The organism is Janthinobacterium leeuwenhoeki (genome assembly GCF_051380795.1).
Classification (GTDB): Bacteria; Pseudomonadota; Gammaproteobacteria; order Burkholderiales; family Burkholderiaceae_D; genus Janthinobacterium.
On the sequence record NZ_JBNYXT010000048.1, the window covers coordinates 1 to 12,596 of the forward strand.

10 protein-coding genes are annotated in these 12,596 nt (G+C 56.4%); 4 read left to right on the forward strand and 6 right to left on the reverse strand.

Features of this window, described 5'->3' with window-relative positions:
• Positions 1-236 precede the first annotated feature (236 nt).
• Genes ACQ4WS_RS23685 through ACQ4WS_RS23695 form a run of 3 tightly spaced genes read right to left on the reverse strand, consistent with a single transcriptional unit; the run spans position 237 to position 5,989 of the window.
• Entirely contained in the window at positions 237-1,253 is a 1,017-nt protein-coding gene (locus ACQ4WS_RS23685; protein ID WP_436479450.1) for a PoNe immunity protein domain-containing protein, read from the reverse strand.
• 3 nt (positions 1,254-1,256) lie between these two features.
• Positions 1,257-2,780 (reverse strand): hypothetical protein, encoded by a 1,524-nt coding sequence (locus ACQ4WS_RS23690; protein WP_436479451.1) that lies wholly within the window; start codon positions 2,778-2,780, stop codon positions 1,257-1,259.
• Positions 2,777-5,989 (reverse strand): type VI secretion system Vgr family protein, encoded by a 3,213-nt coding sequence (locus tag ACQ4WS_RS23695; protein WP_436479452.1) that lies wholly within the window; start codon positions 5,987-5,989, stop codon positions 2,777-2,779. The genes ACQ4WS_RS23690 and ACQ4WS_RS23695 overlap by 4 nt, the downstream gene beginning before the upstream one ends.
• A 265-nt stretch (positions 5,990-6,254) precedes the next feature.
• On the opposite strand from ACQ4WS_RS23695, the gene ACQ4WS_RS23700 reads away from it, so the two are divergent.
• The gene (locus ACQ4WS_RS23700) at positions 6,255-6,929 is read left to right on the forward strand and encodes a site-2 protease family protein (protein ID WP_436479453.1); all 675 of its coding nucleotides are present in this window, start codon (positions 6,255-6,257) and stop codon (positions 6,927-6,929) included.
• Positions 6,930-6,967: 38 nt separating this feature from the next.
• On the opposite strand, the gene ACQ4WS_RS23705 is transcribed toward ACQ4WS_RS23700, so the two are convergent.
• Positions 6,968-8,650 carry a serine hydrolase gene (locus tag ACQ4WS_RS23705; protein ID WP_436479454.1) on the reverse strand — a complete coding sequence of 561 codons (1,683 nt, stop codon included), beginning with the start codon at positions 8,648-8,650 and terminating at the stop codon, positions 6,968-6,970.
• A 453-nt stretch (positions 8,651-9,103) separates the two neighbouring features.
• On the opposite strand from ACQ4WS_RS23705, the gene ACQ4WS_RS23710 reads away from it, so the two are divergent.
• Entirely contained in the window at positions 9,104-10,045 is a 942-nt protein-coding gene (locus ACQ4WS_RS23710) for a bestrophin family protein (RefSeq protein WP_436479455.1), read from the forward strand.
• A gap of 83 nt (positions 10,046-10,128) precedes the next feature.
• Positions 10,129-10,329, forward strand: a complete 201-nt coding sequence (locus ACQ4WS_RS23715) for a heavy-metal-associated domain-containing protein (RefSeq protein WP_436479456.1) — start codon at positions 10,129-10,131, stop codon at positions 10,327-10,329.
• Here the strand turns inward: ACQ4WS_RS23715 and ACQ4WS_RS23720 are convergent.
• On the reverse strand, positions 10,258-10,704 hold the full coding sequence (locus tag ACQ4WS_RS23720) for a glutathione S-transferase C-terminal domain-containing protein (protein ID WP_436479467.1): 447 nt from the start codon (positions 10,702-10,704) through the stop codon (positions 10,258-10,260). The genes ACQ4WS_RS23715 and ACQ4WS_RS23720 overlap by 72 nt on opposite strands.
• Before the next feature lie 597 nt (positions 10,705-11,301).
• Between ACQ4WS_RS23720 and ACQ4WS_RS23725 the strand changes: the two genes are divergently transcribed.
• On the forward strand, positions 11,302-12,048 hold the full coding sequence (locus ACQ4WS_RS23725) for a hypothetical protein (RefSeq protein ID WP_436479457.1): 747 nt from the start codon (positions 11,302-11,304) through the stop codon (positions 12,046-12,048).
• 56 nt (positions 12,049-12,104) lie between these two features.
• Here the strand turns inward: ACQ4WS_RS23725 and ACQ4WS_RS23730 are convergent, their stop codons facing one another.
• Positions 12,105-12,587: a thioredoxin domain-containing protein gene (locus tag ACQ4WS_RS23730; RefSeq protein WP_436479458.1), complete on the reverse strand. Its 483-nt coding sequence runs from the start codon at positions 12,585-12,587 to the stop codon at positions 12,105-12,107.
• Between the last annotated feature and the right edge of the window lie 9 nt (positions 12,588-12,596).

Sequence of the window (12,596 nt, forward strand, 5' to 3'; positions counted from 1 at the left end):
CGCTGGGGTTAGTTTCGCTGCTGGACACCCAGCAGCGCTTCCAGCTTGTGAAATGAACCGCCGTATGCGGAACCGCACGTACGGTGGTGTGAGAGGGCGGCTGAGGTAACTCAGCCCTCTACTCGATTTTGCCGCGCCTGGCGGCTATCCCGCAAGGTCATGCGTCCCGCGCAACAGACTATATCTTGGATTTCAAGCGATGCTTTTTTAGACTCGAAAATAGATACACAATAAAGTCATTGCTCAGTAAATCGCCAGACGGTCAATCCATAAAGCGAGCCCAGATTATCCATTTCCTCGTTCTGTTGATAACGACGCAGTTCCGGCACCACATCTAGCGACTGCCATAATCCTGCCCTGGGGCACGGATCGCCGGCCTTGGCGCGCAGTTCGTTGGGCGCAATCGGATCGCTACCCTCCGGTGTATAATCCTTTTTTGCCTGTCTTGCGAAATCAACTAAATCCTTGGGATAGAACTGCGCGCTGGCATAACTGCTGTCATCGATGTCAAGCAGAAAGGTGATGGCTGCAGCTTCCCAGGACCAATAGCCCCAGAACGAGATATCCCGCGTATGCGCATCGTAATAGGGCTCGCGCCGGCTGGCGTGGTACCAATCGTCCAAATACTCGGCCATCAAGGCAGGACGATCTTTTTCCGATGCTGAAAAAATTTTCAGCGTTTTAAAATAAGGCAGATGTCGCACGCAATCATTTATCGAAATAGATCGATTTTCTGAATAATTACTTAATATTCTCTCAATCATCCCATCTTTTTCGTGATTATTAAAATCTATAATTTTAATCAACCTCCCCACCAAACCATCCCAGCCCAAAAGTATGGCGAAGCAAAGCATTCTATTTACTTTGTTATAGTCCTTTCCTGGCAGTGCAAAATGAGGGAACCCACGATCATTTTCGTTTTTCTGGTTATTATCATATTCCTCATTGTATTTGGCATATAATTCCCAACACTCCAATGCCTCTGGATAGCGCGACCGAATTTCATTCACACTATGTCCAGCACTGTACATATTTGCTATATTATTAACAACATTCCATGCCTGTTCTTGAGTAGCCACCATGAAATTATACAAAGGTATTTTTCTTAATTTTTCCTCTGGCTGTCCAAAAGCCTTCCGTACTTTCTCAAGACAGGTGATGGTTCCTAAGAAATTCTCCTCATAAATCTCATAGGCCAACAAATTTTCTCTCCTTTTTTTTGAAAAATCATCGGAACTTAATAGCGCACTCATTCATCACCTCTTTATGATATTATTTGGCAAGTCAAGGATTATTTGCACATGATGTTCAGCACCCCTTGATTTTTTATGCAAACTTAGTTGCCGTCCTGTAACAAGAGATATCCAACGTTTATATGGTGCTAAAATTTCAGGATCTATTGCGGCATCGATTCTGTAATTTGATATTTTTGATTTTGCTTTTCTTCCAGACTCAGTCAAGTTCTCATCCACTATCGCTCGAGCTATCCACTCATGGCTCATCTGCGTAGCCAACTTCGTTTTTTTATTGGCTTTATTTAACCCACTTCTTACTGCGCCTGTATTTCCTGATCGATCGATTTTAACAATCTTATTCGCGTGTTCGTCACGCCCTTCATTATTAAAAATATCAGGCTTTCCATTTCTTACCGGATGGGCTTCCTCATCCGCCCGCAATGCCTGAAATTTCTCCTGCATCTCTGCCGGCAAGGCCGCAATTAAAGTAAAGGAATCAAAAATACTTGATTTTGTCTCACCCACAATAAATGGCTGCCTAATATTCAAAGGATTTGACCATAGATGATCCAAGCCATTATGCGGCGTGCTATGTTCCTCGGTCAATCGCCCTCCATTATTCACCTTGAGGTGTTTCCCCTTAATGTGATAATCGGTTATATGTTCCGCAGGCACCCCGCTACGCCAACTTTTCTTTTTCTCGCCTTTTTTCTTGGTATTAACCTTGGTGGTATTCGGCGTGGCCTTGTTTTCCTTCGCGTCCTTGTTTTTCTTCGCCAGTAGTTTCTTTTCTGCCGCAGCGGCGGCCTTTCCTTCTTTCTTGGCAACGGTCGTGGCTAGATCCTGTCCCTCTTGCCGCACGACCTTACCCGAGGTCGCCCCTAGCGCGGCCGTAGTGCGGGGAAGTTCATTTCCCATCATCTTCGCGTGCACTTTTTTCAGGTCGGTAAACGCATCGTCGATCATGCGCGGCCCCTGCTTCTGCAATGCCTTGAGTTCGCCGATGAGCTGTCTGATTTCCGGGCCTCCTGCCATGGCTTTGACCACCCAGCTGTCAATGCCGTCGATGAAGGTCTCGATGGCACTGTTGAACAGGCCTTTGCTATCCTTGCTCAGCGCACCCCAATCGATCTTGCGCATGAATTTTTCAACGTTGCCGCGCAGGGTGGGCGACACCGCTTCAAGCACGCGGCCGAAATGGCTGCCTTGTTTCATGAGTTTAAAACCCACTTTCAGGCTGTCGCCCACTGCCGGCACGCAGCCGACCAAGGTGATCACCAGCTCCACCCAGCCGCCCACCGCCGCCGGCGATTTGGAAATCTGGATCACTCCAAGGATCAGATCGCGCGCATCCATAGCCTGGCCTACGCCAGGAATCACTCCGAGGATGCCCGTGACGATGATGTGCGATGGCGAGGAACCTGAACCTGTCACCAGTTCAGCCAGCCAGCCGCCGATGCCGTCGTCGGCTTCGCGCAGGGCGCGTCCGGCTGGCGAGACGACATTGCCATGGCCAGGCCCTATAGCGCTCACGACATTACTCATGCCTGACCCTCGCCATTGTCGTGCCGCTCGCGATAATTTTTTTCGGCTTCCCTGTCTTCAGGTGTCTCTTCATCCGCATAGCGGTAATCGTCATAGTGAAAATCGTATTCAAGTGTGTGGCTCCCCGCGCCGGGCGGTCGCTCAGCAGCCATCTCGGCTAATTCGTCTGGAAAATAATTGTCTTTGTAGTACGCATCTTCCTGCGCCAGATACTTTTCGAGGACGGCTTGCGCCTCTTCATCGCTACGCGGTTTAGCGCCGATCACCTGATTGGTTTTTTGTTTCTTGCGCGGCTCGGCATCGCGCTCATCCTCGCCGTACAGCACCACCGCACCGCTGTTCGGAATATCGTCCAGGCGGGCAAAGCCGTGCGCATCCAGCTTGCCTTCCATCGTGATGCCATTGGCAAACAAGAGCGTGTACGGTGCGCCAACCATGGGCTGCAGGTCGTCCCAACGGTAATTCAGTTCCAGGAAATTTTTAGCTTGGCCGGCCTGCGGCAAATAGGGCAGCTTCGCTGCGCTGCTCGCCGGCCCCGTCAACTCCTTCATGCTGGCCTTGAACTCCATCTTGCCCGGCCCGTGGATCTCGATATTGCCGCCTTCGAGCTTGAGGTAGGCGCCCTGCACCGTCATCAGCACGTGCTGCTTGGCCGCGATGGCGACGCTTTTGGCGGTGCTCGTCACAGTTACCGCCTTCTCGGCGGTCAGGCGCGTTTCGCCGGACTGGCTCTGGCTGCTGACCTTGCCGCTGGCGGCATGCAGCCTGATGCCGGTTTCCTGGTTCGGCTTGTCGGCGTCGCTGGCCTTGCCGTAGGTGAACAGGCTGATGCCGGACTGTACGGCGTGGAAATGGTTGCCTTGCGCGCCAAAGTTGATGTCCTGGCCGGCCACGATGCTACTGGTGTTGCCTGCGGCGAAGATGGCATGGGCCGGCGTGGTGGCGGCGATGCCGGCCGGGCTGGACAATTGCAACAGGGGTGCGCTGTAGGCAATGGCCTGGGCCGCGCCGCTGCCGTCGCTGGCCTTGAGCGCGTCGATGCTGTGCCGCATTTGCTGCAGCGCGGGCAAGGCGTCCGGCGCCGCTTCAGCCTGCCCTTGCTCGCCCTTCAAGCCGGCGTTATGTTTTTGCGCCGTTTGCGCCAGTGTCGTTTGCAGCGCCAGACAGTGTTCGATTTGCGCCACCGCCTCGCTTGCATCCATCAGGCTACCGCCGCTGCGCTGATGCGTCGACAACAACAGGCCTTGTCCGGCGCGCAGCGCGGTGCTGTGTTCGGTCTTCAGTTCGGCGCCAAAACCGGCCGGCGCCAGGCGCTGGTTGTCCGTCTGGTGGCGCAAGTGCCCCAGATTCAGTTCCGCCGTGCCCTGATGCGCGGCGGCGTGGCGTTGCAGCGACAGGCGCGACTGGCCGGGGCTGTCATCGAACACCAGTTGGCTGTAGGCGCCGCTGCCCAGGCCGCTGCTGCTCATCGTTTGCGACTTGATGCCGGACAAGGCCGCAGGATGGGCGTGGCCAGCCGCGGTGCCGGGAAACCAGGCGGGGGAGTTGCCGGTCGCTACGCCCGCGCCCTGGGCCACCCGGTTTTGCTGGGCATCCGGCTGACCCTGGCCGTTGTAGACCGTGCCAATGACCACCGGCCGATCGATGTTTCCTTCTAAAAAGTCGATCACCACTTCCTGGCCAACGCGGGGCACGGCATGGCCACCCCAGTTGGTGCCCGCCATGGGCGCTAACGTCGTTGCCACGCGCACCCAGGTGCCGGCACTGTCATCGCCGGGCGCGCCGGTATGGCTGTCGGTATGCGGGTGTGGCAGGCGGCTGTGGCTGAGCGTGCCCCGTTGCCAGTGAAATTGCACCTTGATGCGATGGTCGCGATCGGTATGGATCACGGCGCCGGGAGGGCCGACCACGATCGCCGTCTGCTGCCCGGCTACCGTCGGGCGCGGATGTAGCAGGCGACCGTGCTGGTCGGCGCCTGTGGCGCGATAAGGAACACTGCTGCGGATCGCATCGATGCGGTTACGGTACAGGGGCCGCTCGGCGATGCCCGCCATCTGGTGCAGGCCGCTGTCCAGCTCCTTGCCGATCGCCTTGACCAGCAGGCCGGCGCTAAGTCTCTGCGTGATGCTGGCCTGCAAGTCGGCACTCAAGTTGTTGTGCATCAAATGGACCGTGCGCACGATCAAAAAATGGCGTTCGTCATCGCTGGCCGCGTCGAACAGCGCATGGCCGTGCAAGGTGAAAGTGGTGCCGGGCGACAGCGTGCGCACGGTGCCGGCGCCGACGTGGACCTCCTTGCAGGCCTGTAACGCTTGCAACTGCCTGACGGCGATGCGCTGCCCCTGTTCGCGCGACGCGTAAGCATAAGCTCCCGGCGCGTCACGGCTGAGCAAGGCCGCGCCGGACGCGTCGCCATGAGCGGCGACCGGGCGCTGATCGAGCGAACGGTAATCCCAACTGCCCATTTCGATGGCATTGGTTTGCTGGCGCCATTCGGTGCGCCAGCGGTCGATGCTGTCGACCTTCATCACGGCGCCCGGCTGCGTGAAGTTGACGGCGGGCTGGACATTTTGCGAAAAGGCGCCATTGTGGTCAGCGATGACCAGCGTGTGGCTGCCCAGGGACGGGCTGCAGGCGTCGCCAGTATGCTCAAAATAGTAAAACAGGCCTTCTTCCAGCATCAGCCGTTCGGCAAACGCCAAGTCGCTTTCTTGGTACTGGGTGGTCAGGCTACGCTGTGGATACACGGCGCTCTCGGCAATATCGAAGCGCCATGCGGGCGCCAGCTTGCCTTGCCCCTCATACGCGGCAAAGAGCGCGTCGAGGATGTCGCACACGGTCATGTCCTGGAACACGCGGCTATCCCGGCCGCGCGCAAGGAACGCTGTCCACGGCTCCACAGTCAGGTGATAACGCGCCAGGCCGCCATTCGCGCCAAGCAGTTCGACGGCGGTGATGTGGCCGTGAAACGGGCGCCAGTCGTCGCTGCTGGCGGCGGTCAATAACTCAAGCAGGGCGGGCTGACCGATCAGCGCGCGCAGCGAGATGGCGGCATCGGTGGACAGGGCCGCGATCTGAAACGCGAACCCCTGGCTGAGCCCTTCCTCGCCGCGCACGCATTCGGCCAGCAAGCGGTTCTCGCCCAGTGGCGTGGTCAACCGCAGCAATCTGGTGGCTTGCGTGAAGCCCGCAAGCGGCGAAGTGAGCATCGGATACTCCCAATGGCGGTCTCCCGCCTGAAAATTACTAAATATGCATTTTTACTAAAGACATTACACCTCAGAATTATTTTTCCAGCAAGAGTGATTCGATTGGAATACGCGCGCTACCAGGCGGAGTAATGGCCGCGCCTGCGCAAAGGCTGAAGCGGCCATCGGTCGGCAAATGCCTAGGCATTTGCACTGCCCTGAGGGGCAGGGGCTTTCCTGGCGCTATGTTCTAATACCGCTCCATTCCCCGACGATTCCCCATTCAATGCATCCCATTCTCCAGTTGTTGCTCTACGCCGCCCTCTTCATGCTCATCCACGTTTCCGTTATGACCATCTGCGCCAGGCTCTTTGGCATCACCGTGCGCAGCATCAGTTATGGCGCCGGGCCAACCTTGCTGAGCTTTGGCAAAGTGAATATCAAGCTCCTGCCCTTCTTCGGCAACGTGGTGCTGAAGGATACGCGCGAAGAAGATATTTTCGACGACGATCCCTGCATGGACACCTACAACAATCAGCCCTTGTGGAAGCAGGCGCAGCTGCCCTTGAGCGGCGTGGCCGTGCTGCTGGCATTGTCGCTGGGAATACTGGGAGGGCAAGGCTGGGACAGCTTTAGCGTGGCGTTCAGGCAAATTTTTGCCGGCGCGCTGGCGCCCTTGTCGACCGCGCAAGCACTGCTGGGCGCGGGCGAGGCGTATGCCCGCGCGCATGCCTACCCGCTGGCGTTTGCCCTGTTCGCAACAAAACTGTGCGCCTTCAACCTGCTGCCGTTTGCCGGCTTGAACGGGGGACAGGCGCTGCTGGCCATCGCGCGCGGCGGCAAGCCCTATGTGGCGTGGGAAGAAACGGCAGCAAAATGGCTGTTGCTGCCGGGACTGGCGATCTTGCTGGCGTGGGTGGCGGCGTTCGGCTGGTATGGCTGGCAAGCCATGTCGGCGTAGGCCGGCTTGGCGCTTGCGCGCAAGCCGGCCTGCACACATCAGTTCACCCTTCTGGCCGGCATGTCCTGCCCTTCCTGGCGCAATACCAGCTGCTCTGTCTTGCCGCTGGCATCCTTGCTGAAGCGCACTTCCGCATCGACTTCATTCGAGAAGAAAGCCGTCTCGCTCATCGGCAGCATGGCCAGCTTGCGGAAACCCGTCACCTGGGCGAAGAATTTATCGCCTTCGCGCGTCACTTCCAGGTAGACCTCGGGCGCCAGCGCATATTTGCCCACGTAGGCATCGAATTGCGCCGTCGTCATGGCGACCACCGTACGCGCTGGCCTGGCGGCGCTGGCGCGTTCGTGCACCGACTTCGATTCGCCGCCGTCGTTGAGGATCAGCTGCGCCTCGCCCTTCGGTCCCCGCTCGAATTCGGCTGTGGTGAGCGTATTTTCAATCAGGAAACCATTTGGCGAATACGCCAGCATGCGTTGCGCCGGGCGGCCGGTGCGCTGCAGCAACAAATTGCCCTCGAAGTTACGGATCGTATAGCCGGCCTTGTCGTTGATGGCGTACACGCCCGCGTACGCATCGAGGATGGCGGGCTTGAGCGTAATGACCTTGATCTCGGGGTACGGCCGGCCCACGGCGACGGCGGCCGCCTTGCGCGCCACCACATCCGGGTCGACCAGGCCCGTGTCCGAATTTTCCAGCACGGCCACGTAGACTTTTTCCTTCGGCAAGCGCATCGCATACGTGGCAAAGCCATTGATGCCGCCGCCATGATGGATGACGGGGGTGTTTTGCCAGGTTCCCACCTTCCAGCCCAAGCCAGAACGGGTGGCCTTGCCATCGTTCAGTTTTACCGGCGTGAACGCCTGCTGCCAGGTGGCGGCCTTGAGCAGCTTGCCGTCCGAAATGGCAGCATCCCAGCGCGCCAGGTCGTCCACGGTGGAGACGAGCGCGCCGGCCGCATACGGCTGCGTCATGCTCAAGGGCAGGCCCGGCACATAGGCCTCGCCCGAACGGATATGCCCGGCCGCGCGCTTGCCCGGCTGGCGCTCGTGGCCTTCATAGGCCGTGTCGTTCATGCCCAGCGGCACGAATATCTGCTGTTCCACAAACGTGGCATAGGGCTGGCCCGAAGCCTTTTCGATGATGGCGCCCAGCAGGAAATAGCCGGAGCTGCTGTAACTCCACTGCGTGCCAGGTGCAAAATCAGGCGGATCGTTCTTGAAGAAATCGATCATCTGCGCCACGCTCAGGTCTTTCGTGCTGTTGGGCACAAATTCTGGCTTCCTTGTGTAGTCGTGGATGCCGGACGTATGCGCGAGCAGCTGCTCGATCGTGATTTTCTTGCCGTGCGTCGGATAATCGGGCAGGAATGTCGTGATGTCATCGGTGATGGCCAGCTTGCCCTGGTCGGCCAGCAGCAGGATGGCGACGGCCGTGAATTGCTTGGAAATGGAGCCCAGGCGCAGCGACATGTCAGGCGTCAGCGGCTGGCCATCCTGCACGCTGGCCAGGCCATACGCCTTGCGCAACAGGGGCTGTCCATCCTTGACGACGATGACGACGGCGCCAGGTTCCGTGGCCTTGTAATAGGGAGCGATACTGGCATCGATCTGCGCGGCCAGCGCTTGCTGCTGCTGGCTCAGGGGCGCTGGCTGGCCAGCCCAGCCGGATGGCGCTTGCAACAGGATCAGGGTGGCGAGGCAGATACTGGAAACGTTAAACATGTAGATCACTTTCACAGGAAGGATAAACAAGCTTGGTCGCTCCCCTGGCGGCGGCTATCGGGATGACATATTTTGCTTTAGGAAATATTTCCAAATAGCTCATTTAGCCTAACAGAGACGACGGGAGTAATTCTATCCATTTGTCACATGAATAATGCATGCTGGCCAACGCTTTGTATTTCGAAAAAGGCATGATGTCATATGAATTCTAGTTACAACTGAAATTTTCATTCATAAAGTAAATAAGCCCCATTCTCACTGTGAATTGGCCGGAAGCGACACGGCGGCCTATACTCGGGCCGTCTCCCCTACACTGCTTCCCATGCACACCCAGCTCAGCCCGCATACATTGCGGGCTTTTTGTTCCCGGCAATTGCCACTCCATTTCTCCTCTTATACAAATCACCGGGCGCGCGTTTCCCCGCCAGCCCAGCCCCGAACTGGGAGCGCAGCATGATCGTGCGCGAGCGTCCATCGGCACTACGGCTATTCCTGGTGGTACGCGGTTCTGTCCTGCCACGCATCCGCACTACCCTGATCGTCAATACCCTGATCGCCACGCTCGTCACCTGGTGCCACGGCACCTTGTTCGACCACAAAATCATCCTCACCACCATCCCGTTTACGCTGATCGGCTTGCCGCTGGCCATCTTCCTGGGCTTTCGCAACACGGCCGCCTACGACCGCTACTGGGAAGCGCGCAAGCTGTGGGGCGAACTGGTGCTGCGCAGCCGTAATTTCTCGCGCCAGTGCCAGACCATGATACGCAGCGACACGCCAGCCCACGCCAGGCTGGGTCTGGGCGATGTACGCGTGCGCATGATTTACCGCACCATCGCCTTTTGCCATGCGCTGCGCCACCAGCTGCGCGACACGCGCGGGCCGGACGACTTGCAGCCACTGCTGCGCCCGGCAGAGTGGGATGCGGCCTGCCAGGCGGCGAACCCGTCCGACTACCTGATGCTGCAGATGGGCCACGACCTGGCCGACTGCATCCGGCAGGGCCGTATCGACAGCATCCTTGCCACGCAGATCGATAACACGATCTCGGCCATGGTAGCGGCGGGAGCCTCGTGCGAACGCATCCGCAGCACGCCGATCCCCTTCTCGTACTCGCTGCTGCTGCACCGCACGGCCTATCTGTACTGTTTCCTGCTGCCCTTCGGCCTCGTCGATTCGCTGGGCTTCATGACGCCCTTCGTCGTCGCCATCGTCGCCTATACCTTCTTTGGCCTCGATGCGCTGGGCGACGAAATCGAGGAACCGTTCGGCGAAGATGCCAACGATTTGCCGCTGTCGGCCATGTGCCGCGCCATCGAGATCAGCTTGCGCGAATCCGTGCAGGACGAGAACGTGCCGCCGCCCATGCAAGCTGACGACTTCCTGCTGAATTGATCCATATGCCAGCTTTCCCCTTGACCTTACCATCGGGGGAAGGCTTACAGTGGAAGCACTTAATCATTCAAGGAGTGCTTGCCATGTATCAGTTACAAGTTGAAAACATGAGCTGCGGCCATTGCGTCGGCTCGGTCACGAAAGCGGTGCAAGGCATCGATCCGCGAGCCCAGGTGCAGATCGACCTGGCCAGCAAGCGCGTCACGGTGGAGTCACCCGCCGACCTGGGCGCCATCAGCGCGGCCATCGTTGAAGCGGGCTACCCCGTTACCAGCGCGCAGTAACAGCCTCAGCAGCTCCAAGACAGCCGGCCCTTGCGCCGGCTGTTTTTTTCCGTCCAGCTCGGGATAATGGCGGAAGATGCCTTCCTCATTGAAGGCGATTCTGCGCTTCGACTTCAGGTAGCGGGCAATGTTCGGCCGCGCCGCCACCGTATCGTGCAGCGCAAACAGGGCTGGATACTGGGGCGCCAGGCGCGCCATGGCTTGCGGAAACGCATACTGCAGGCCGGCCAGCATCTGGAACAGCGACAGGTCGCCATACATGAGTTTTGAACCCATCAGATACTGGCCGCGGCTGCCGTTGTTCAGCAACACCTGCGTGACAGAATCGAGAAACTTGGGCAGGCGCGTCGCACGAAAGTCTGCACTGCGCAGTATGGCCGCCTGCTATTGCTTTCCCGCAAAAAGTTAAACCGACCTTCGGAAGACCGGTGGTGAGCCTTATTGTCTTACGCGACTCAATATACGTCTAGACAGGCCTGCCCGGAAGACCACAGGATGTTCTGTCAAATTGCATGCTTACAAGGCCATTGCATCGCGCGCCCACCATGACCGGTTAGCACCACCGACTCCCCGCTATGCCGTTGAGACGCTAACGCGACTCAATGGCATAGCACCGGAATGTCGAACTCAGACGGATTAGCTCCGGAATTTCGACAGGTTGTCCATCCATTACGAATGCACTTTCAATATACGCCTGGTATTCCTCTCACTTGCCTATATACTCATTTTCTAGCGATACATTCATAGGTTCTGTTGGGCACTCTAAACCAGTAACAAAAATTCATTTTCTCTATTCGCAGCAATGCTATCACTAGTCGATCCCAAGTTTCGCCACACAAGCAAACTCGGCGAAAAATACTGTCGAAATTACAACTATACGATATTGACAAAAAAAATGTTAAAATTGCACCAATTTTTATATTTACAGCACAAAATTACTATTTTTTACAATATAGGGAAGTTTATTAGTTAATGAAATCCATTATTTTTTGCACAAGTTTCATCAAAGATGCAGAGTCTTGGCAAAGTCGATATCAGCGATGGCTCGACTACTATGAAACCATGCCAATCAATGCAACAAGAAAAATTATGATTGATGATGGCTCACCATATCTTCCATCAGAAAAGATCATAAATACGGTACATCATAGTTCGCCTTTATCACTTCACAATGATACCAATCTTATCATTCGATTTGATGACAACTTAGGCCGCCAAAGTGGGTCTGCGTACCCCGGTTGGTGGCGGAGTTTCCTTCACTCTATCAATATTGCAAAAGAGTTAGGGGTTGACAAAATTATTCACATTGAATCTGATGCATATATTCTTACGCCGCGCCTTGTTAATTTCATTAACGAAATTGAATCAGGATGGCACGTTCTTTGGTCTCCCCGTTATAAATTTCCCGAAACAGCCATTCAAATTATTTGCAGAGATCAATTTGAGGTTTTTGAGAAATTAAAAAACAATAACCCTAGTTTATCCTTCCCTGACATTGCTGAAAAACTGCTGCCTTTCACCGCTATACATCAGCAGTTTAAGGGCGATCGCTATAGCGAGATCAAAAAAAACAGATGGATATTTCGTTCAAGAAAATTCGACAAAATTCCCATTTTCAAGCGAGATTTTTTCTGGGAACCGATACCGGCCGATGCGGACTTTGTTACACAAGGAGAAAGTCATCAACATTTTGAATACAAACGTGATGCTGACGCCTGATTTCAACACTGCAAGAGCAAACCCCAGCATATCCTAAGAAAAATGTCTCCGAATACTCACGCAGTAAACGATTTGGAAATAGGAACAATAAAATTGCTCATGCTCGCTTTAGTTAGAGACGGTTTAATAACTAGCCGAAATTTAGTCGGCATAACAGCAATGATCCCATCGTAATATTGATTCATCGAAAGCGGATGATGCGTGTCGTGCACATCCGTGCGCCAGTCGGCCATCGTCAGTTGCAGCTGGTTCAGCCACAATCGGCCGCTTTCCGCGCGCGGCGCCAGGCCCAGGCGCCGGCCAAGGTACAGCAGGATATTCGTGGTCTGGCCAATCAGCACGTCGCCATCGCGCAGTAGGGGCGGCGCGTAGGCGGCCTGTGGCGTGGTGCCACCATCGAGGCAGGCTAGCATGGCGGACAGGCCTTGTCCCTTGCGTTCAGGTAAACGGGCGATATCGCGGTAGTTGGCGCCCGCCTCTTCCAGGTCCAGCCGGATGAATTTGCCCCGCCCCTGTATCGTGGGCCAGTGACAGTGCATACGCCATGC

Excerpts from the sequence above, each read along its gene's own strand:
- ACQ4WS_RS23685 (WP_436479450.1), bottom strand. The coding sequence starts at position 1,253 with ATGAGTGCGCTATTAAGTTCCGATGATTTTTCAAAAAAAAGGAGAGAA.
- ACQ4WS_RS23690 (WP_436479451.1), bottom strand. The coding sequence starts at position 2,780 with ATGAGTAATGTCGTGAGCGCTATAGGGCCTGGCCATGGCAATGTCGTC.
- ACQ4WS_RS23695 (WP_436479452.1), bottom strand. The coding sequence starts at position 5,989 with ATGCTCACTTCGCCGCTTGCGGGCTTCACGCAAGCCACCAGATTGCTG.
- ACQ4WS_RS23700 (WP_436479453.1), top strand. The coding sequence starts at position 6,255 with ATGCATCCCATTCTCCAGTTGTTGCTCTACGCCGCCCTCTTCATGCTC.
- ACQ4WS_RS23705 (WP_436479454.1), bottom strand. The coding sequence starts at position 8,650 with ATGTTTAACGTTTCCAGTATCTGCCTCGCCACCCTGATCCTGTTGCAA.
- ACQ4WS_RS23710 (WP_436479455.1), top strand. The coding sequence starts at position 9,104 with ATGATCGTGCGCGAGCGTCCATCGGCACTACGGCTATTCCTGGTGGTA.
- ACQ4WS_RS23715 (WP_436479456.1), top strand. The coding sequence starts at position 10,129 with ATGTATCAGTTACAAGTTGAAAACATGAGCTGCGGCCATTGCGTCGGC.
- ACQ4WS_RS23725 (WP_436479457.1), top strand. The coding sequence starts at position 11,302 with ATGAAATCCATTATTTTTTGCACAAGTTTCATCAAAGATGCAGAGTCT.
- ACQ4WS_RS23730 (WP_436479458.1), bottom strand. The coding sequence starts at position 12,587 with ATGCACTGTCACTGGCCCACGATACAGGGGCGGGGCAAATTCATCCGG.